The sequence below is a fragment of the Pseudomonas sp. DE0157 genome (assembly GCF_007678615.1).
Classification (GTDB): Bacteria; Pseudomonadota; Gammaproteobacteria; order Pseudomonadales; family Pseudomonadaceae; genus Aquipseudomonas; species Aquipseudomonas parafulva_B.
Genome location: NZ_VEJN01000011.1, coordinates 32,215 through 50,144, shown reverse-complemented (window position 1 = coordinate 50,144; position 17,930 = coordinate 32,215). Strand labels below are relative to the sequence as shown.

Below are 17,930 nucleotides of genomic sequence, written 5' to 3'. Positions count from 1 at the left end.
GGCGCCGCTCGAGTCTGAGTTCGAACTCAGCAAAGGACTATAACAATGGCTCTCAGCAAAGAAGCGCCGGAGTTTGACATCGACGATGACGTTCTACTCATGGAGACGGGCATCGTTTTGGAAACGGATGTGGTGTCAGACGAACCTGCTGTACCTTCGGTTCGGACCAGAGCCAAATCAGGCTCTTCGCTTAAACAACACAAGTACATCGATTACAGCCGGGCGCTTGATGCGACTCAGTTGTACCTCAACGAGATCGGCTTTTCCCCCCTGCTTTCGCCAGAAGAAGAAGTGCACTTTGCGCGCTTGTCGCAAAAGGGCGACCCCGCTGGCCGCAAGCGCATGATCGAAAGCAACCTGCGCCTGGTGGTGAAAATCGCGCGCCGCTACGTGAACCGAGGGTTGTCGTTGCTCGATCTGATCGAGGAAGGCAACCTGGGGCTGATTCGCGCGGTGGAGAAGTTCGACCCTGAGCGGGGCTTTCGTTTCTCGACCTACGCCACCTGGTGGATTCGGCAGACCATCGAGCGGGCGATCATGAACCAGACCCGCACCATTCGCCTGCCCATCCATGTAGTCAAGGAACTCAACGTTTACTTGCGCGCGGCGCGCGAGCTGACCCAGAAGCTGGACCACGAACCTTCGCCCGAAGAGATCGCCGCCTTGCTCGAGAAGCCGGTTGCCGAGGTCAAGCGCATGCTGGGTCTCAACGAGCGGGTTTCCTCCGTGGACGTGTCCCTGGGCCCTGACTCGGACAAGACGCTGCTCGACACTCTGACGGATGATCGACCCACAGACCCGTTCGAACTGCTGCAGGACGATGACCTGTCGCAGAGCATCGATCAGTGGTTGGGTGAACTGACCGACAAGCAGCGTGAAGTAGTGGTGCGCCGGTTCGGCTTGCGTGGGCACGAAAGCAGTACGTTGGAGGACGTCGGTCTGGAGATCGGCCTGACCCGCGAGCGGGTGCGGCAGATACAGGTAGAGGGGCTCAAGCGGCTGCGTGAGATTCTGGAAAAGAACGGCCTATCCAGCGAGTCGCTTTTTCGTTAGTCCCGGGTTTCGCGCTGCGTTCAGAAACGCCCCAATAAAAAGGGGCGTTTTTGCGTCTGGGGTTTGAAGAATCATGCTATCGACGAGCTTTGCGCGGTCAGAGGCGTTCGTACCGGTTTGCAGTTTCACAGGCGCATTCAGCACTGTGATCACAGTGGCAGTTCGACCTGTAAGCATTTGCTTACTCGTTACGTAAGCTTTTGAAGGGTGTAGCAGTAAACCAATGTCGTTTTCAAAAGCAATAGCTTCTTAACTCATTGAAAATATTGAAGTATTTAGATGTGTGAAAGTTTGTAGGCCGCAACATTCTGTGAGGAGGACTCGTTGCACATCCCGCTCAGGTCGCTAGCATTCGAACTGTGCACAGGGACACGCACAGGCGCTCAGGAAGAGAGCCAAGGACATCGCAAGAAGCGATTTCATCAGGACGATGTACAGGACAAGCAGGGACTACGGAAAAAATGTGGGCGGGTCGAACCGCCCCTTTTTTTTGCCTTTTTTTTGGGTTCTGAGGCCTTTGATCCAAGCGCTTACTGCACAGCGCTTGGGAACGGCTGTATCAGAAGCCAGCGTGGCGGCGGTCACATCTGCATCACTGGTCTTTCGCGCTACAGCAAAAAGGCCCTTGCGGGCCTTTTCGTTTGTTCACGCGACGTTAGCGCTGCAAGTCGGCAATCTTGCCTGGCTTGCCGTCCCACTCCTCAGCATCAGGAAGTGCATCCTTGCGCTCGGTGATGTTGGGCCAGATCTCAGCCAGTTCGGCGTTCAACTCGATGAAGTTCTCCATGCCCGATGGCACTTCGTCTTCCGAGAAAATGGCTTGTGCCGGGCACTCTGGTTCGCACAGTGCACAGTCGATGCACTCATCCGGGTGGATGACCAGGAAGTTCGGGCCTTCGTAGAAGCAGTCCACCGGACAGACTTCCACGCAGTCGGTGTATTTGCATTTGATGCAGTTGTCGGTGACGACGAAGGTCATTTCTAGTTCTCTCCTCAGGCGACGGCGGCGGCCCTTCCTCTCAGGCCGCGCGGTTTGCGGGTTTTGGCTGCAGGCCAGGCTAATAACCGTGCAGTACCAGCAAACCGCGGCGGATTCTACCAGCTTGTCATGGCTGCCGTTATAACAGGTTCTTTAGTTGATATAGCATTTCGATAGCTTGGCGCGGTGTCATGTCATCGAGCTGCAGCTTGCCCAGCTTCTCGATCGCCGGGTGGGGCAGGCTGGCGAACAAGTCGCTCTGGTGCGGCACTTGCGGTGCATCCTGCGCTTTCGGGACTTGGGTCGAGTCGTGTGGCAGGCTGGTGGTTTCCAGGCGCGACAGGTGCTCCCGAGCGCGCTGGATGACCACCGCCGGTACACCTGCCAGTTGCGCGACCGCCAGGCCATAACTCTGGCTCGCAGGCCCTGGCAGCACGTGGTGCAGGAATACGATGCGGTCGTTGTGCTCCGTTGCATTGAGGTGCACGTTGGCCACCAGCGGCTCACTGTCGGGCAACACGGTCAGTTCGAAGTAGTGTGTAGCGAACAAGGTGTAGGCCCGCAGGCGCGCCAGGCGTTCGGCTGCTGCCCAGGCCAACGACAGGCCATCGAAGGTGCTGGTGCCGCGGCCTACTTCGTCCATCAGCACCAGGCTGCGGTCGGTTGCGTTGTGCAGGATATTGGCGGTTTCGCTCATTTCCACCATGAAGGTGGAGCGCCCCCCTGCCAGGTCGTCGCTGGAGCCAATGCGGGTGAAGATGCGGTCGACCACCGACAGCTCGCAGCGCGCCGCTGGCACGAAGCTGCCGATATGTGCCATCAGCACGATCAGTGCGGTCTGGCGCATGTACGTGGACTTACCACCCATGTTCGGCCCGGTGATGATCAGCATCCGGGTGCTGTCGTCCAGGCCCAGGTCGTTGGCCACGAACGGCGTGGTGAGCACCTGCTCTACCACGGGGTGACGCCCCTGCTCGATGCGCAGGCACGGTTCTTCAACGAAGCGTGGGCAGTTCAGGTCCAGGTTCAGGGCCCGCTCTGCCAGGTTGCTGAGCACGTCCAGTTCAGCCAGGGCGGCGGCACTGTCCTGCAGTGGCGCCAAGTGGCTGATCAGGGTCTCGAGCAGCGCGTCGTAGAGCATCTTTTCCCGGGCCAGGGCGCGGCTCTTGGCCGACAGCGCCTTGTCCTCGAACGCCTTGAGTTCCGGGGTGATGAAGCGCTCGGCGCCCTTGAGGGTCTGCCGGCGGATATAGTCGACCGGTGCCTGTTCGGCCTGCTTGGAAGGCAGCTCGATGAAATAGCCATGCACACGGTTGTAGCCGACCTTGAGGTTGGCAAGGCCGGTGCGTGCCTTCTCACGTGCCTCGAGGTCGATCAGGAACTGACCGGCGTTCTCGCTGATGGCCAGCAGCTCGTCGAGCTCGTTGTCATAGCCAGCCTTGAGCACGCCACCGTCACGGATTACGGCTGGCGGGTTGTCGACCACCGCACGCTCCAGCAGGCTGGCCAGCTCCGGGTAGGTGCCGGTGATCGCGGCCAGGCGTGCAAGGTGCGGCGCCTCAAGCTCGGTCATGGCATTCTGCAGCTCGGGCAGGGCACCCAGTGCGTCACGCAGGCGCGCCAGGTCGCGTGGGCGGGCATTGCGCAGGCCGATACGGGCCAGGATGCGCTCGATGTCGCCGATTTCCTTGAGCTGGGGTTGCAGCTTTTCGAACCGGTAGCTGTCGAGCAGGCAGCGGATCGAATCTTGGCGGGCCTGTATGACCTTGAGGTCGCGCAGCGGGCGGTTCAGCCAGCGGCTCAACAGGCGGCTGGCCATGGCGGTCTGACAACGGTCGACGACTGATTGCAGGGTATTGTCGCGCCCGCCTGCCAGATTGATGTCCAGCTCCAGGTTGCGGCGGCTGGCGCCGTCGAGAATGACTGTGTCGTCCAGGCGCTCGTGACGCAGGCTGCGCAGGTGCGGCAACGCCGTGCGCTGGGTTTCCTTGGCATAGGCCAGCAGGCAGCCGGCGGCGCCGATGGCCAGGGTCAGCTTGTCACAGCCAAAGCCCTTGAGGTCCTTGGTGGCAAATTGTTGGCAGAGCGCCTTGCGCGCCGAGTCGCGGTCAAAGTCCCAAGGCGCTCGGCGACGCGCGCCGGGGCGTTTCTCGGCAGGCAGGTCGCGTGGCCAGTCATCCGGGATGAGCAGCTCGACCGGGTTGAGGCGATCCAGTTCAGCCAGCAGGGTTTCCCAGCCTTTGATCTCCTGCACGCCAAAGTGACCACTGGTGATGTCAAGCACGGCCAGGCCAAACAGACGCTCGTCGCCCAGCAGCGCTGCGATCAGGTTGTCGCGGCGCTCATCGAGCAATGCCTCGTCGCTGACGGTCCCTGGCGTGATGATGCGCACCACTTGGCGCTCGACCGGCCCCTTGCTGGTGGCCGGGTCGCCGATCTGCTCGCAGATGACCACCGATTCGCCCAGCTTGACCAGCTTGGCCAGATAACCCTCGAGGGAGTGAAACGGCACCCCGCACATGGGGATGGACTGGCCGGCGGACTGACCGCGCGCGGTCAGGGTGATGTCCAGCAGGCTGGCGGCCTTTTTCGCATCTTCATAGAAGATCTCGTAGAAGTCGCCCATGCGATAGAACATCAGCTGGTCAGGATGCTGGTTTTTCAGCTTCCAGTACTGCTGCATCATTGGGGTATGTGCGGAGAGATCGGACATGGTCGGCCTACAGCGGGTGATCTGGTTGGCGAGGGTAAACCGGCAATGGTACAGGCTTTTTCGGTGCGATGCAGGCGCCGAACGCCGCGCATGTCCACCCTGGGCGCTGCGGCTGAGGCTTGGAAAACCTGAACGTTTGCCCGGCCAGCCTCTCTATTGGGGTGATAGGGTAGTGGTCAGTCTTCAAGGAGCCCTCGCATGGACCCGATTACCACACTCGCCACTCGCCTGGGTGACCACCTGCAGCGCCTGGGGGCACAGGTGAGCACTGCCGAATCCTGTACCGGCGGCGGCATTGCCGAGGCCATTACCCGGATCGCCGGCAGCTCGGCCTGGTTCGAAGCCGGCTACGTGACTTACTCCAACCGGCAGAAAACGCGTCAGCTCGGGGTGCCCGAGGCGCTGTTCAAGCAAGTGGGCGCGGTAAGCCAGGAGGTGGTCGAGGCCATGGTCGCGGGCGCGCAGCAGGCCAGCGGCGCCCGCTTCGCCGTAGCAGTCAGCGGGGTGGCCGGCCCTGGCGGCGGTTCGGCTGACAAGCCCGTAGGTACCGTGTGGCTGGCTTGGGGCGATGGGCAGCGGGTCGTCAGCGTGCGTCGTCAGTTCGAAGGCGACCGCGAGGGCGTACGGCACCAAACCGTCGTCGCCGCCTTAGAAGGCTTGTTACAGCTTGGCACCGGTTAAATCGAAATCGGGGGTTTGCTCGGACGCTCGCCTGTGGAATAATACTGGCTACTTATACAGTTATCCGGCCATCAGGGCCAAGTCGAACACGTGAGGATTTCAATGGACGACAACAAGAAGCGCGCCTTGGCTGCGGCCCTGGGTCAAATCGAACGTCAATTCGGTAAAGGCGCCGTCATGCGCATGGGCGACCATGAGCGCCAGGCCATCCCTTCCATTTCCACCGGCTCCCTGGGGCTGGACATCGCGCTGGGTATTGGCGGTCTGCCGAAAGGCCGTATCGTCGAAATCTACGGCCCGGAATCGTCAGGTAAAACCACGCTTACGCTCTCGGTCATCGCCGAAGCCCAGAAAAGTGGCGCCACCTGTGCGTTCGTCGATGCCGAGCACGCCCTTGACCCCGAGTACGCCGGCAAGCTGGGCGTCAACGTAGACGACCTGCTGGTTTCGCAGCCCGATACGGGTGAGCAGGCGCTGGAAATCACCGACATGCTGGTACGGTCCAACGCCGTCGACGTCATCATTGTCGACTCCGTGGCTGCCCTGGTACCCAAGGCTGAAATCGAAGGCGAAATGGGTGACATGCATGTGGGCCTGCAGGCTCGCCTGATGTCCCAGGCATTGCGCAAGATCACCGGTAACATCAAGAACGCCAACTGCCTGGTCATCTTCATCAACCAGATCCGTATGAAGATCGGCGTGATGTTTGGTAGCCCAGAAACCACCACTGGCGGTAACGCACTGAAGTTCTATGCCTCGGTTCGCCTGGATATCCGTCGCACCGGTGCAGTCAAGGAAGGCGACGAGGTGGTGGGTAGCGAAACCCGCGTCAAGATCGTCAAGAACAAGGTGGCGCCACCGTTCCGTCAAGCAGAATTCCAGATTCTGTACGGCAAAGGTATCTACCGTAACGGTGAGATCATCGACTTGGGCGTCTCTCAGGGCCTGGTCGAGAAGTCGGGTGCCTGGTACAGCTACCAAGGCAACAAGATTGGTCAGGGCAAGGCGAATGCTGCCAAGTACCTGCACGAGAATCCCGCTATCGGTAGCGAGATCGAGAAGCAGATCCGCGACAAGCTGCTCAATGCCGGTGCCGTAGCCGCTGCTGCCAAGGCTGCGGCCGCACAGGCCGATGCGGGTGACGTGGCCGAAGCCGAAGCTGGCTATTGATCACGCGACCTTAGCTGAACATGCCTGCCGTACTCGACACCCCCGTCGCCATTCGGCGGGCAGCCATGGACCTGCTTGCGCGACGTGAGCATGGTCGCGTGGAATTGACCCGCAAGTTACTTCAGCGCGGGGCTTTGCAGACGCTGATCGAGCCTGAGCTTGATCGGCTGAGCGAAGAAGGTTTGCTGAGTGAAGCTCGCTATCTGGAAAGCTTCATTCGTTATCGATCCAATTCTGGTTATGGCCCTGCCCGAATCCGTGAGGAGCTCGGGCAGCGCGGCTTGGCGCGTGGTGATATCGATGCAGCGCTTCGCGAAAGTGATATCGACTGGGGCGAGCGCCTGTATGAGGTATGGCAGCGCAAGTATGCCGGGCAACGCCCTGAGGATCCCAAGGCGCGTGCGCAGCAAATGCGCTTTCTCGCTTATCGTGGTTTCCCCATGGATATGATTGGAAAGCTGCTCAGCGGGCGAGGCTGGGACGATTGAACCCACTGCCTGCGCCTAAGAGAGATCCGGCAAGTGCTGTTCATGGCAGGCTGACGGCGCAACAGCCCAATGTTGCGGCAGATTGATGAAGTCCACCAGCTCTCGCAGTCGGCCTTGATCGCGGCTGGTAAAAGCGAAGCACAGGCGTGTCAGATGCCCAAAATCCCCGGTTTCGTTTTCGACGTTGCTGTCAGGCGTTTGCTCGAAGCTGCCGCTTAGGCAGAGATCGGCAAATTGCTCGTCAATCGCCTGTAACGCTTCGGGTGCGAGTGGCCGGTGCATGCGCAGGACGAACTGGCGTTTCAGCCAGCGGCTGGAGTGGTAGTTTTGGTAGAACCGATTGATTTCCTCAACAGCTTCCTCGGCACTGTGCACCAGGCGCAGCAGCTTAAGGTCGCCTGGCAGGATGTAGCGATTGTCCTGCAGCTGGTGGCGAATGAACGCCAGGCAGTCCTGCCAGAAGGTACCCTGCGGTGAGTCCAGCAGTACCACCGGTACCAGGGGGCTCTTACCCGTCTGGATAAGCGTCAGCACTTCCAGTGCTTCATCGAGCGTACCGAACCCTCCGGGGCACAACACCAGCGCGTCCGCTTCCTTGACGAAGAACAGCTTGCGAATGAAGAAGAAGTGAAACGACAGCAGCTTGTCGGTGCCTTCTATGGTTGGGTTGGCATGTTGTTCGAAGGGCAGGGTGATGTTGAAGCCAAGGCTGTTGTCGGCGCCGGAGCCTTCATGGGCGGCGGCCATGATACCGCCGCCGCCACCGGTGATGACCATCAAGTCCGAGCGGGCCAGCGCAGCACCCAGCTCACGGGCCAGGGCATACATGGGGTGCTCCAGCGGCGTACGCGCCGAGCCGAACACAGTGACCTTACGGCGGTGCTTGTGGCGACGCAGTGCGCGAAAGGACTGGTCGAGTTCGCGCAGCGCTTGCAGGGTGATCTTGGTGCTCCAGCGGTCGGCGTCGTCGTGGGCCATGCGCAGGATCGTCAGCATCATGTCGCGATAGAGGGGCAGGTTGGGGCTATCGGGGGCTACGCGTTCGAGTTGGGCGTCGATGTAGCTCAGGTCGATGTCATGATCGCGGAAGTGGCTGGAAAGCAGTTCATTCGATTGATAGGGCATGCAACTTCTCCTTCTGCTCCTTATCAATCTAGCCCTATAGCACGGGTCACGCCCAGCCCGTATAGGGTGTCGGGCGCATGGAGGGGCGCCCGGACGGGGCTTGAGCGGTATTCGAAGCTTTACTTCTTCTTGTTACCGGCAACGCAGCTAGCGCTGTCGAAGGCCTGATCCATCAACGGCTGATTGGTCTTGTAGACCGTGAAGCGGTACACCATCACTGCGCCTTTGGACATCAGGTTGCGGAACCCGGTGTTGCGGCAAACGCTGTCGCCCAACTGGCTGCGCACCTGCTCAGGGTTGGCCTGCATGCGCGCAGCATGGTCAGCGCGTACGCTGAGGTGGTTGATCAGGGCCTTGCCTTCGACCGTATAGCCTTGGTCGAGAATGTCTTCGTTGATGGCGCGGGGTGTGCCAACGCTGCTTTCCTTGGCAACCTTCTGCAGCATCGTGTTCAGGTCATAGTCCTGCTTGGAAGCCGCCTGGGCTGCAAGTGGCAGTGCGAGCAACAAGCTCAGGGCGGGGGCGATAAGGCGCAGCATGGATCTCTCCTGGTTCGGTGACTGGCGCTTGGACAGGCGTAGGCAGACGGCGTTCCCTCATCGCTGCCGCCCGCGTAGCGCTTGAAATCGCGAGTATAGGGGCGCTCCGGTCGTCTGCACAGCAAATGGCCGGCATTCTGGTAAACTGCCAGCCGTTTTCAATCGAGCCACTGCAGTGACTGCCACCTTTTTTCTGCAATGCGTGCCGGCATGAGCCATGCCGTCGCGCGGCTGCGCGCCGAACGCCTGGCGCGCAGCAACAAACCCTTTATCGCACGCGGCTCCCGGGCCGAGCGTTGCCCAGGTTGCCGGGTCATTGCCACGCATTGCCTGTGTGACTGGAAACCCAACGTCAGTGCCGAGTCGGGCATCTGCCTTTTGATGCACGATACCGAGCCGTTGAAGCCAACCAATACCGGCTGGCTCATCGCTGACCTGATCGAAGACACATCCGCCTTTGGCTGGCTGCGCACCTCGGTGGACGAGGGCTTGTTGGCGTTGCTCGATGATCCGCAATGGCAGCCGTACATCGTGTTCCCGGGTGAATTCGTGGCGCCGGAGCGCGTCGTGACGGACGTGGTGCGCTCGCCTGGCAAGCGGCCATTGTTCATCCTGCTCGACGCCACCTGGACCGAAGCGCGCAAGATGTTTCGCAAAAGCCCCTACCTGGAGCGTTTTCCGGTGCTGAGCCTGCAGCCCGAGCAGATGTCACGCTACCGGCTGCGCCGCTCGCGGCGCGATGACCATTTCTGTACGGCGGAAGTGGCCGCCATGTGCCTGGACCTGGCCGGGGATCACCTCGCCTCACAGGCGCTGGACGCCTACCTGGACGTCTTCAGCTTGCACTACCTCAGTGGCAAACGCCGCCTGCCCCTGGATGAACAGGATGCTGTTCACCAGCGCCTGCATACCTTCCTATAGTCCAAGGGGCAGCCTACCGGCTTTGGTTCATAATGACCGGGATGCCGCCAAGGCGGATTGAGCGACTGGCAGGCTGGCTTGACCTATGCCGTCGCCGCTCGGCATCCTTGGCGCCGATTCCCGCCAGTGCGCCCGTGCCGACGGGCCCCTGGTACAGAACAGGATCCTTAGATCGATGGCCACATACGAAATCCTGATTGCCGATGACCACCCGCTGTTTCGCGGTGCACTGCGCCAGGCCGTCACCCTGGGCATGGGCCCGGACGTGCGTCTGGTGGAAGTGGCAAGTATTGCAGAGCTGGAGAACCGCCTGAGCGAAAAGGCAGACTGGGACCTGGTGCTGCTCGACCTGAACATGCCAGGTGCCTACGGTTTTTCCGGCTTGGTCCTGCTGCGCGGGCAGTACCCGCAGATACCGGTGGTGATGGTCTCGGCGCAGGAGGAGGCTGCGGTCGTGGTCAAGTCCCGCGAGTTCGGCGCCAGCGGGTTCATTCCCAAGTCGAGCACCCTCGAAGTGATTCAGGATGCGGTGCGCAAAGTGCTCGATGGCGAAGTGTGGTGGCCACCACAGGCGTTCGAGAAGGTCGATGTGCCTGCTGAAGCGAGGGCTGCCAGCGAAGGGCTCGCCAGCCTGACGCCGCAGCAGTTCCGGGTACTGACGATGGTCTGCGAGGGCTTGCTGAACAAGCAGATCGCCTACGAGCTGAGTGTGTCCGAAGCCACCATCAAGGCCCATGTGACGGCCATTTTCCGCAAGCTGGGCGTGCGCACGCGCACCCAGGCCGCTTTGTTGCTGCAACAACTTGAATCGGTTGCCAGCACCTGATTACCCAGGCCTTCACGCTTTTTTGACCCTTGCCAGCCTAGTCTGCCGGCCCTTTCGTAGCTAAGCGAACCCCATGACGCCATCACCTTTCAAGGGCCAGACTGGTCTGAAACGAATCCTCAACGCCGCGGGCTATTCCCTGGACGGGCTGCGCGCCGCCTTCAAGGGCGAGGCTGCATTCCGCCAGCTGGTACTGCTCAACATCGTGCTGGTGCCTGTGGCCTTCTGGTTGCCGGTAAGCCGTGCGGAGCGGGCGATCATGATCGCGGTGTGCCTGCTTGGCCTGATTGTCGAGCTGTTCAATTCGGCGGTGGAGGCGGCGATCGATCGCATTTCCCTCGAACGCCACCCTTTGTCCAAGAACGCCAAGGACATGGGCAGCGCTGCCCAGTTGGTGTCGTTGTGCATGGTCGCGATCGTGTGGGGCGTGATCCTTCTGTAGGGCTACAACGCGGGGCGCTGCGCCTGCACGGCTCAGGCTATAGGCGGCAGCACGATCTCGTCGCTGCGCGTGACGCCAGCGGTGAAGTGGCGACAGAGTTCCAGAAACTCGCGCATCGCCGAGGTCTGGTATTTCTGCTTGTGCCAGATGAAGTAGAACTGGCGCATCAAGTCCAGCTCGGGTGTTTCCACTGCCACCAGGCTGCCACGGCGAAAGGCATCGCGCAGGGCCAGGCGTGAGATGCATCCGATGCCCAGGCCCGATTCCACGGCGCGCTTGATGGCCTCGGTGTGCTCCAGTTCCAGGCGGATGTCCAGCTGTGCGCGGTGGTGGCGCATGGCCTGGTCGAACGTCAGGCGCGTGCCCGAGCCTTGCTCGCGCAGGATCCACGCCTCACGGGCCAGCGTGGCGATGTCGGCGCGGCCCTGCTTGGCCAGTGCATGTTGGGGGGCGCAGAACACTACCAGTTCATCCGCCACCCAAGGCTGCACCTCAAGGTCCGGATGATTGCAATCACCTTCGATCAGACCCAGGTCAATTTCGTGGTGTGCCACCTGTTGCACGATATGCACAGTATTTTGTACGTGCAGCTTCACCTGGCTTTCGGGGTGTCGCTGCATGAAGCTGCCGATCAGAAGGGTTGCCAGGTAGTTGCCAATGGTGAGCGTGGCGCCCACCACGAGGGAGCCGAACCCTGATTTGCCGTTGAGCAGGTCCTCGATTTCCTTGGCCTGGTCCAGGAGTGCCACGGCTTGTGGCAGCAACTGATGACCCAAGGCGTTGAGGCTCAGGCGCTTGCCCGCCCGGTCGAACAACTGGCAGCTGCTCTGGCGTTCAAGCTCGGTGATGGAGGTGCTGGCAGCCGATTGCGACAGCGCAAGCACGCTTGCAGCGCGTGAAACGCTCTGGTGCTGGGCGACGGCCACGAAGACCTGAAGTTGACGTAGTGTGAATCGCATATCGATATAACCGATAACACATATCTTGATAATCCAGTTAACAGATATTGTCGCTGCCCCTAAACTATCGCGCAACTCTGCGCCTTGTGCGCGCTGCGACTTTCTTCAGGAGCCCCATTAGATGAGCAACATGAACCACGAACGTGTCCTCAGTGTGCACCACTGGAACGACACGCTGTTCAGCTTCAAGTGCACCCGTGATCCGGGGCTGCGCTTCGAGAACGGTCAGTTCGTGATGATCGGCCTGCAGCAGGACTCCGGCCGTCCGCTCATGCGCGCCTACTCCATCGCTTCGCCGAACTGGGAAGAACACCTGGAGTTCTTCAGCATCAAGGTGCCCGACGGCCCGCTGACCTCGCAGCTGCAGCACCTGAAGGAAGGCGATGAGATCATCATCAGCAAGAAGCCTACCGGTACGCTGGTGCTCGACGACCTCAACCCCGGCAAGCACTTGTACCTGCTCAGCACCGGTACTGGCCTGGCGCCGTTCATGAGTGTGATCCAGGACCCGGAAACCTACGAGCGTTTCGAGAAGGTGATCCTGGTCCACGGCGTGCGCTACGTGAACGAAGTGGCTTACCGCGAGTTCATCACCGAGCACCTGCCGCAGAACGAATTCTTCGGCGAAGCCGTACGCGAAAAGCTGATCTATTACCCGACCGTCACCCGCGAGCCTTTCGAGAACCAGGGCCGCCTGACCGACCTGATGCGCAGCGGCAAGTTGTTCAGCGACATCGGCCTGCCGCCGATCAACCCGCAGGATGACCGCGCGATGATTTGCGGCAGCCCGAGCATGCTCGATGAGACCAGCGAAGTGCTGGACAGCTTCGGCCTGAAAATCTCCCCACGCATGCGCGAGCCGGGCGATTACCTGATCGAGCGGGCGTTCGTCGAGAAATAAAGACGCGCCCAGCATGACCAGACGATCCGTTGACCCCACGTCAACGGATCGTTTTTTTTTGCCTGTTTCGTGACCAAGCCCGCTATTCGACCCGCGTCTGGCCGCTGTAGACCAGCAGTTGCCTGCAACGTTTGCACAGGTACCGCCGGCCTTGGCCCACCAATGCGTGCCGCTGCGCCGTGAACGCAAACTCACTTTGCGGACAGGGGCAGCGGTAGAGGTAGCGGGTCACCGCGCGGCGCTTGACGGCGTAGTTGTGGCAGCGCGCCGGCGGCAGTTCGTAGACGCCGCGCATGATCAACTGCCACTCCTGGCCGTGGGCCTGGATACCGTCACCAAAGACCTGGTGAGCGACCAGGTGGGCGACCTCGTGCGCTACGGTCTGGCGCAGGAAGTCTTCGTGGTTCTCGCGGTATAGCTGCAGGTTGAAACGCAGCTTGTTTTCGTGCAGGTGGGCCACCCCGGCTTTTTGCCCGCGCAGCTTGAAACTGACCTGCGGGCGGGGGAAGGCGCGATCAAAAAAGCGCTCGGCCTGCTGATAGCAGATTTCGACGCGTTGGATGAGCAGTTCGGGCATGGGGCAATGAATCCTCTGGCGGCCATTATGCCGCAGCGGCCGTGCACTCACCCAGCCATTGGTCACACGATGGGTTATTTGAGCGTGATCGCCCTGAAGTCTTTGTCGGAATGCCTACAGCCCTGCTGCAATTGTGCGTAAAATAGCCGGCTTTTGTCACACCTCGCGGATTCAAGCGCTATGGGCACCCTTTCGGTCAACCAGAACAAATTGCAAAAACGCCTGCGTCGTCTCGCTGGCGAAGCCATCACCGACTACAACATGATCGAGGATGGCGACAAGGTCATGGTCTGCCTGTCCGGCGGCAAGGACAGCTACACCATGCTCGATGTTCTGTTGCACCTGCAGAAGGTGGCGCCGATCTCGTTCCAGATCGTGGCGGTGAACATGGACCAGAAGCAGCCAGGCTTTCCGGAGCACGTGCTGCCGGCCTACCTCAAGGAACTGGGTGTCGAGTACCACATCGTCGAAAAGGACACCTACTCGGTGGTCAAGGAACTGGTCCCGGAAGGCAAGACCACCTGCTCGCTCTGCTCGCGCCTACGCCGCGGCACCTTGTACACCTTCGCTGATGAAATCGGTGCCACCAAGATGGCCCTGGGGCATCACCGTGACGACATCGTCGAAACATTCTTCCTCAACATGTTCTTCAACGGTGCCCTCAAAGGCATGCCGCCAAAACTGCGCGCCGATGACGGCCGTAACGTGGTGATCCGTCCGCTGGCCTACTGCAGCGAGAAGGATATCCAGGCGTACTCGGACATGAAGGCGTTCCCGATCATCCCCTGCAACCTGTGCGGCTCGCAGGAGAACCTGCAGCGTCAGGTGGTCAAGGACATGCTGGTCGAATGGGAGCGCAAGCACCCAGGCCGGACAGAAAGCATCTTCCGCGCTTTGCAGAATGTCGCGCCGTCGCAGCTGGCCGACCGCAACCTCTTCGATTTCACCAGCCTGACGATCGATGAAAACGCCACCCCGCGCTTTCTTGACGTGGTGAACATCTGACCCATGCGTGACTATCAGTGGCTGCACGAGTTCTGCCTGAACCGCTTCGGCTCTGCCCGCGCCCTGGAGGCGGCCCTGCCGCAACCTCGCAGCTCGGAGCAGCTACGGGCGACCAGCGCTGATCGCTACTTGTCGACCCTTGCCCTGCGCGTATTTCGCGCCGGGCTCAAGCACAGCCTGGTGGACGCCAAGTGGCCGGCGTTCGAGCAGGTGTTCTTCGGCTTCGACCCGGAAAAGGTCGTGCTGATGAGTGCCGAGCACCTTGAGCGGCTGATGCAGGACACCCGCATCATCCGGCACCTGGGCAAGCTCAAGAGCGTGCCGCGCAACGCCCAGATGGTGCTGGATATCGAAAAGCAGTGGGGCAGCTTCGGGAACTTCATCGCCGATTGGCCAGTAACCGATATCGTGGGTTTATGGAAATACCTGACCAAGCACGGTAATCAGTTGGGCGGTTTGTCCGCGCCGCGTTTCCTGCGCATGGTCGGCAAGGACACCTTCGTGCCGACCGACGATATGGCGGCAGCGCTGATCGCGCAAAAGGTCATCGACAAGAAGCCCACCAGCCAGCGCGACCTGGCCATGGTGCAGGACGCCTTCAACCAGTGGCACGAGCAAAGTGGCCGGCCGTTGTGCCAGCTGTCGGTCATGCTGGCCCATACCGTCAATCACTGAGCCGGCGGGGGCGGGCCCGCCCCCCCATCAGTTGCCTTCGCCGGCCAGGCGCCTTTGGTACTGGAACTTCCAGCGCACATACAGCAGCGCGGCCGTGAACAGCCCCAGGCTGACCAACAGCTCAAGCCAGCCAAACAGAGCCCGAGCAGGATCGAACGCTGCCACCACCCCCTTGATGAAGTAGATGTTGACCACGAAACAGGCCCAGGCATGAGCGCGGGCGCTGGCGCTGACCATGCCTGGCAGTACCAGCAGCAGTGGCAGCAGTTCGATGGCCAGGATCACGCTCACCCGCGCGCCATGCAGATTGGCGAACCACAGGTTGTTCACCACCAGCAGCGCGATCAAGCCCAGCACGAACGCCAAGCTCAGCGCCCGGGTCACCCGTACCCGAGGTGCTAGCCATGCCTGCGCAGGCAGCGGTTTTCGCGCCTTAGCCACGCGTGGTCTCCAAGGCTTTGGCCGTGGTTGCCAGGCGCTGCCCCAGGGCGCGGCACAAAGCGATTTCGTGCTCATCGAGGTCGCGCTTGCCATCGGCGCCGGCGTGGTGGCTCGCCCCGTAGGGTGTGCCGCCGCCACGGGTCTCGATCAGGGCTGACTCGCTATAGGGCAGGCCCAGTACCAGCATGCCGTGGTGCAGCAGGGGCAGCATCATCGACAGCAGGGTGCTCTCCTGACCACCGTGCAGGCTGGCGGTGGAGGTGAACACACCGGCGGGCTTGCCCACCAGCTCGCCGCCCAGCCACAAGGGGCTGGTACCGTCCAGGAAGTACTTGAGCGCAGCGGCCATGTTGCCGAAGCGGGTAGGGCTGCCCAGGGCCAGCCCCGAGCAGTGGCGCAGGTCGTCGAGGGTGGCGTAGGGCGCGCCACTGGCCGGCACGTCGGGCGCGACCGCCTCGCATTCGCTGGACACGGCCGGTACGGTGCGCAGGCGTGCTTCCATGCCGCCCAGTTCGATGCCACGGGCGATGTGCCGGGCCATCTCGCTGGTCGAGCCATGGCGGCTGTAGTAGAGCACCAGGATATAGGGTTCGCTCACGGCAGGATCTCCAGGATATTTTCGGGTGGGCGGCCGATCACGGCCTTGTCGCCGGCTACCAGGATTGGCCGCTCGATCAGCTTGGGGTGGGTCGCCATGGCGTCGATCAGCTGGGCGTCGCTGAGTGTCGGATCGGCCAGATTGAGTTGAGCGTAGTCGTCCTCGCCCGTACGCAACAGTTGACGGGGCGGGATGCCCAGCTTGTCCAGCAGCACCTTGAGCGTGGCGACATCGGGGGGCGTTTCCAGGTAGCGCACCACGGTAGGCGCCAGGCCGCGGGCCTCGAGCAGTTCCAGCGCGCCGCGGGATTTGGAGCAGCGCGGGTTATGATAGAGCGTCAGGTCAGTCATGTGGGGTCGCATCCAGCAAGGTGTGACCGGTATTCTAACCGCAGCGACTGACCCATTTGCTCTAAAACTCGAGAAGGATTGACCCATGGCAAGGCGTCTGGCAGCAGTAATGGCCATCACCGCGAGCCTGTTGCTCGGTGGTTGCGGTGCCGATTATGGCGTGGACCAGCACGGCAACACGGTAAAGGCCGAACAGGTAGACGGGCACTGGCTGGTGCTCAACTACTGGGCGGAGTGGTGCGGGCCGTGCCGTACCGAAATTCCCGAGCTCAATGCGGCTGCCAAGCAATGGGCCGCTGACGGCATCAAGGTGGTGGGGGTGAATTTCGATGGCCTGCAAGGCGCGGACCTCAAGCAGGCGGCCGATACGTTGGGCATCGATTTCACCGTGCTGGCCCAGGACCCCGCCGAGCGCTATGACCTGCCCCGCAGCGAGGCGCTGCCGGTGACCTACATCATTGATGACAAGGGCAAGGTGCGTGAGCAATTGCTCGGTGAGCAGACGCTCGAAGGCTTGAAGGCCAAGATCAAGGCCCTGAAACAGGGGTGACGCTGGCACGGCCTGAGCGAACGGGGCGCTGACCTGTCAAGCCAGGCCCCGCGGGCAACAGCCCGCCCGCTCAGCCCTCTTCAGGCCACAGGCGCAGCGGCTTGCCGTCGGTGGGCCACAAGCGCAATTGCTGATCCGGCGCCAGGTCCCAGCGGGTGACGTTGCCAAGGGCCTGCAGGAAGCGTTTTTCCTGTTCCATCAAAGCCGGTGCACACAGCTTGCGGGTGCTGCCGACGCTACCAAAACTCAAGCGCTCGCCATCGAGGGTGTAGGCCGCGAACCAGTGATTGCAGCCGGCATTGCCATAGGCGCGCCCGTCGCTGCCCAAGGTCATGCTCAAGTGGCTGTTGTCGATCAGGGGGCGCTCGCCGATCCACTCCAGTACGTAGCTGCGGTCTTGCTGCAGGTCCGAAGGGGCGGTCGCGCAGCCAAGCAGGCCGGTGGCAATCAGTGCGCTGGTAAGCAGGTTTTTCATTGTGCAGGCTCCTGGCAACGGGGGCAGAGGTGCCGGGCGTCCTGGCTTGCCCAGCCCAGTTCGGCGATGCGGGCGCTGGCTGCAGGCTGACGCGCTGCCTTGCCCAGCTTGGCATCGACCGCAAATTCGAAGTCCAGTACCGCATCGCAGCTGTCGCACGCCACTTGCCAGGCCAGGATCTCCAGTTCATGGAAGACTGGCCCGTTGGCCACGGCAACCCACTGTCCGCGCGGGTTGATCAGGTGGCGGACGCTGTCCACGGTCAGGCGCATGGCCAAGTCCTTGCTGCCCTTGAGAGTGACCAGCAGGGTGTCGCCCTTGTGCATCGAGCCACCGTTGCCTGTGACCTGGTAACGGCCGGGCACCAGGGCTCTGCACTCGATCAGGGTGTGCTGCGGGTTGAAGAGGGTGTAACGAAAATCGTGTTCGACCATGGGTCCTCCCTAAATGCCGCGTATCCTA

General features: G+C 61.5%; 22 protein-coding genes. 11 read left to right on the top strand and 11 right to left on the bottom strand.

What is annotated here, in order from left to right:
• Positions 1-45: 45 nt before the first annotated feature.
• Positions 46-1,053 (top strand): RNA polymerase sigma factor RpoS, encoded by a 1,008-nt coding sequence (gene rpoS, locus FS777_RS14810; RefSeq protein ID WP_023534146.1) that lies wholly within the window; start codon positions 46-48, stop codon positions 1,051-1,053.
• A 655-nt stretch (positions 1,054-1,708) separates the two neighbouring features.
• Here the strand turns inward: rpoS and fdxA are convergent.
• Together fdxA and mutS are read right to left on the bottom strand one after the other, a co-directional pair.
• Positions 1,709-2,032, bottom strand: a complete 324-nt coding sequence (gene fdxA, locus FS777_RS14805) for a ferredoxin FdxA (protein ID WP_023534129.1) — start codon at positions 2,030-2,032, stop codon at positions 1,709-1,711.
• Positions 2,033-2,171: 139 nt separating this feature from the next.
• Positions 2,172-4,745 carry a DNA mismatch repair protein MutS gene (gene mutS, locus FS777_RS14800; RefSeq protein WP_078478978.1) on the bottom strand — a complete coding sequence of 858 codons (2,574 nt, stop codon included), beginning with the start codon at positions 4,743-4,745 and terminating at the stop codon, positions 2,172-2,174.
• A gap of 198 nt (positions 4,746-4,943) precedes the next feature.
• Between mutS and FS777_RS14795 the strand changes: the two genes are divergently transcribed.
• The 3 genes from FS777_RS14795 to recX all read left to right on the top strand — a co-directional run bounded on the left by FS777_RS14795 (position 4,944) and on the right by recX (position 7,084).
• Entirely contained in the window at positions 4,944-5,426 is a 483-nt protein-coding gene (locus FS777_RS14795) for a CinA family protein (protein ID WP_078478977.1), read from the top strand.
• 102 nt (positions 5,427-5,528) lie between these two features.
• Positions 5,529-6,596 (top strand): recombinase RecA, encoded by a 1,068-nt coding sequence (gene recA / locus FS777_RS14790; RefSeq protein ID WP_023534161.1) that lies wholly within the window; start codon positions 5,529-5,531, stop codon positions 6,594-6,596.
• Positions 6,597-6,616: 20 nt separating this feature from the next.
• Positions 6,617-7,084, top strand: a complete 468-nt coding sequence (recX, locus tag FS777_RS14785) for a recombination regulator RecX (protein ID WP_145256175.1) — start codon at positions 6,617-6,619, stop codon at positions 7,082-7,084.
• 15 nt (positions 7,085-7,099) lie between these two features.
• On the opposite strand, the gene FS777_RS14780 is transcribed toward recX, so the two are convergent.
• Together FS777_RS14780 and FS777_RS14775 are read right to left on the bottom strand one after the other, a co-directional pair.
• Positions 7,100-8,209, bottom strand: coding sequence for a TIGR00730 family Rossman fold protein (locus FS777_RS14780; protein ID WP_145256172.1), 1,110 nt, complete (start codon positions 8,207-8,209; stop codon positions 7,100-7,102).
• A gap of 119 nt (positions 8,210-8,328) precedes the next feature.
• Positions 8,329-8,748, bottom strand: coding sequence for a quorum-sensing-regulated virulence factor family protein (locus tag FS777_RS14775; protein ID WP_058605329.1), 420 nt, complete (start codon positions 8,746-8,748; stop codon positions 8,329-8,331).
• A 210-nt stretch (positions 8,749-8,958) separates the two neighbouring features.
• On the opposite strand from FS777_RS14775, the gene FS777_RS14770 reads away from it, so the two are divergent.
• The 3 genes from FS777_RS14770 (at position 8,959) to FS777_RS14760 (ending at position 10,937) form a co-directional block, all read left to right on the top strand.
• Positions 8,959-9,669, top strand: a complete 711-nt coding sequence (locus tag FS777_RS14770) for a tRNA-uridine aminocarboxypropyltransferase (protein ID WP_058605330.1) — start codon at positions 8,959-8,961, stop codon at positions 9,667-9,669.
• A 175-nt stretch (positions 9,670-9,844) separates the two neighbouring features.
• A complete protein-coding gene (erdR, locus tag FS777_RS14765) occupies positions 9,845-10,495 on the top strand; it encodes a response regulator transcription factor ErdR (protein ID WP_058605331.1) in 651 nt (216 codons plus the stop codon).
• A 73-nt stretch (positions 10,496-10,568) separates the two neighbouring features.
• Positions 10,569-10,937, top strand: a complete 369-nt coding sequence (locus tag FS777_RS14760) for a diacylglycerol kinase (RefSeq protein WP_058605332.1) — start codon at positions 10,569-10,571, stop codon at positions 10,935-10,937.
• Between the two features lie 32 nt (positions 10,938-10,969).
• Here FS777_RS14760 and FS777_RS14755 read toward each other — a convergent pair whose 3' ends face one another.
• Positions 10,970-11,896, bottom strand: a complete 927-nt coding sequence (locus FS777_RS14755) for a LysR family transcriptional regulator (protein WP_058639504.1) — start codon at positions 11,894-11,896, stop codon at positions 10,970-10,972.
• A 121-nt stretch (positions 11,897-12,017) separates the two neighbouring features.
• On the opposite strand from FS777_RS14755, the gene fpr reads away from it, so the two are divergent.
• Positions 12,018-12,797: a ferredoxin-NADP reductase gene (gene fpr, locus FS777_RS14750; RefSeq protein WP_028635022.1), complete on the top strand. Its 780-nt coding sequence runs from the start codon at positions 12,018-12,020 to the stop codon at positions 12,795-12,797.
• A gap of 82 nt (positions 12,798-12,879) precedes the next feature.
• Here fpr and FS777_RS14745 read toward each other — a convergent pair whose 3' ends face one another.
• Positions 12,880-13,386: a SprT family zinc-dependent metalloprotease gene (locus tag FS777_RS14745; protein ID WP_256674258.1), complete on the bottom strand. Its 507-nt coding sequence runs from the start codon at positions 13,384-13,386 to the stop codon at positions 12,880-12,882.
• Between the two features lie 168 nt (positions 13,387-13,554).
• Between FS777_RS14745 and ttcA the strand changes: the two genes are divergently transcribed.
• Positions 13,555-14,379, top strand: a complete 825-nt coding sequence (gene ttcA / locus FS777_RS14740) for a tRNA 2-thiocytidine(32) synthetase TtcA (protein ID WP_023534071.1) — start codon at positions 13,555-13,557, stop codon at positions 14,377-14,379.
• A gap of 3 nt (positions 14,380-14,382) precedes the next feature.
• Positions 14,383-15,054, top strand: a complete 672-nt coding sequence (locus FS777_RS14735) for a DNA-3-methyladenine glycosylase I (RefSeq protein WP_145256169.1) — start codon at positions 14,383-14,385, stop codon at positions 15,052-15,054.
• A gap of 27 nt (positions 15,055-15,081) precedes the next feature.
• Here the strand turns inward: FS777_RS14735 and FS777_RS14730 are convergent, their stop codons facing one another.
• The 3 genes from FS777_RS14730 to arsC are packed head-to-tail and all read right to left on the bottom strand — an operon-like array spanning position 15,082 to position 16,443.
• Entirely contained in the window at positions 15,082-15,495 is a 414-nt protein-coding gene (locus FS777_RS14730; RefSeq protein WP_058639501.1) for a DUF2069 domain-containing protein, read from the bottom strand.
• Positions 15,488-16,093, bottom strand: coding sequence for an NAD(P)H:quinone oxidoreductase (gene wrbA, locus FS777_RS14725; RefSeq protein WP_058639500.1), 606 nt, complete (start codon positions 16,091-16,093; stop codon positions 15,488-15,490). The genes FS777_RS14730 and wrbA overlap by 8 nt, the downstream gene beginning before the upstream one ends.
• Positions 16,090-16,443 (bottom strand): arsenate reductase (glutaredoxin), encoded by a 354-nt coding sequence (arsC, locus tag FS777_RS14720; protein ID WP_058639499.1) that lies wholly within the window; start codon positions 16,441-16,443, stop codon positions 16,090-16,092. The genes wrbA and arsC overlap by 4 nt, the downstream gene beginning before the upstream one ends.
• 85 nt (positions 16,444-16,528) lie before the next feature.
• Here arsC and FS777_RS14715 point away from each other — a divergent pair, with 85 nt between their 5' ends.
• Positions 16,529-16,993 (top strand): TlpA disulfide reductase family protein, encoded by a 465-nt coding sequence (locus tag FS777_RS14715; RefSeq protein WP_058639498.1) that lies wholly within the window; start codon positions 16,529-16,531, stop codon positions 16,991-16,993.
• Positions 16,994-17,063: 70 nt separating this feature from the next.
• Here the strand turns inward: FS777_RS14715 and FS777_RS14710 are convergent, their stop codons facing one another.
• Positions 17,064-17,468: an META domain-containing protein gene (locus FS777_RS14710; protein WP_144965329.1), complete on the bottom strand. Its 405-nt coding sequence runs from the start codon at positions 17,466-17,468 to the stop codon at positions 17,064-17,066.
• Positions 17,465-17,902, bottom strand: coding sequence for a hypothetical protein (locus FS777_RS14705; protein WP_078478972.1), 438 nt, complete (start codon positions 17,900-17,902; stop codon positions 17,465-17,467). The genes FS777_RS14710 and FS777_RS14705 overlap by 4 nt, the downstream gene beginning before the upstream one ends.
• Between the last annotated feature and the right edge of the window lie 28 nt (positions 17,903-17,930).

Coding starts and splice junctions, on each gene's coding strand:
- rpoS (WP_023534146.1), top strand. CDS start 46: ATGGCTCTCAGCAAAGAAGCGCCGGAGTTTGACATCGACGATGACGTT.
- fdxA (WP_023534129.1), bottom strand. CDS start 2,032: ATGACCTTCGTCGTCACCGACAACTGCATCAAATGCAAATACACCGAC.
- mutS (WP_078478978.1), bottom strand. CDS start 4,745: ATGTCCGATCTCTCCGCACATACCCCAATGATGCAGCAGTACTGGAAG.
- FS777_RS14795 (WP_078478977.1), top strand. CDS start 4,944: ATGGACCCGATTACCACACTCGCCACTCGCCTGGGTGACCACCTGCAG.
- recA (WP_023534161.1), top strand. CDS start 5,529: ATGGACGACAACAAGAAGCGCGCCTTGGCTGCGGCCCTGGGTCAAATC.
- recX (WP_145256175.1), top strand. CDS start 6,617: ATGCCTGCCGTACTCGACACCCCCGTCGCCATTCGGCGGGCAGCCATG.
- FS777_RS14780 (WP_145256172.1), bottom strand. CDS start 8,209: ATGCCCTATCAATCGAATGAACTGCTTTCCAGCCACTTCCGCGATCAT.
- FS777_RS14775 (WP_058605329.1), bottom strand. CDS start 8,748: ATGCTGCGCCTTATCGCCCCCGCCCTGAGCTTGTTGCTCGCACTGCCA.
- FS777_RS14770 (WP_058605330.1), top strand. CDS start 8,959: ATGAGCCATGCCGTCGCGCGGCTGCGCGCCGAACGCCTGGCGCGCAGC.
- erdR (WP_058605331.1), top strand. CDS start 9,845: ATGGCCACATACGAAATCCTGATTGCCGATGACCACCCGCTGTTTCGC.
- FS777_RS14760 (WP_058605332.1), top strand. CDS start 10,569: ATGACGCCATCACCTTTCAAGGGCCAGACTGGTCTGAAACGAATCCTC.
- FS777_RS14755 (WP_058639504.1), bottom strand. CDS start 11,896: ATGCGATTCACACTACGTCAACTTCAGGTCTTCGTGGCCGTCGCCCAG.
- fpr (WP_028635022.1), top strand. CDS start 12,018: ATGAGCAACATGAACCACGAACGTGTCCTCAGTGTGCACCACTGGAAC.
- ttcA (WP_023534071.1), top strand. CDS start 13,555: ATGGGCACCCTTTCGGTCAACCAGAACAAATTGCAAAAACGCCTGCGT.
- FS777_RS14735 (WP_145256169.1), top strand. CDS start 14,383: ATGCGTGACTATCAGTGGCTGCACGAGTTCTGCCTGAACCGCTTCGGC.
- arsC (WP_058639499.1), bottom strand. CDS start 16,443: ATGACTGACCTGACGCTCTATCATAACCCGCGCTGCTCCAAATCCCGC.
- FS777_RS14715 (WP_058639498.1), top strand. CDS start 16,529: ATGGCAAGGCGTCTGGCAGCAGTAATGGCCATCACCGCGAGCCTGTTG.
- FS777_RS14710 (WP_144965329.1), bottom strand. CDS start 17,468: ATGAAAAACCTGCTTACCAGCGCACTGATTGCCACCGGCCTGCTTGGC.
- FS777_RS14705 (WP_078478972.1), bottom strand. CDS start 17,902: ATGGTCGAACACGATTTTCGTTACACCCTCTTCAACCCGCAGCACACC.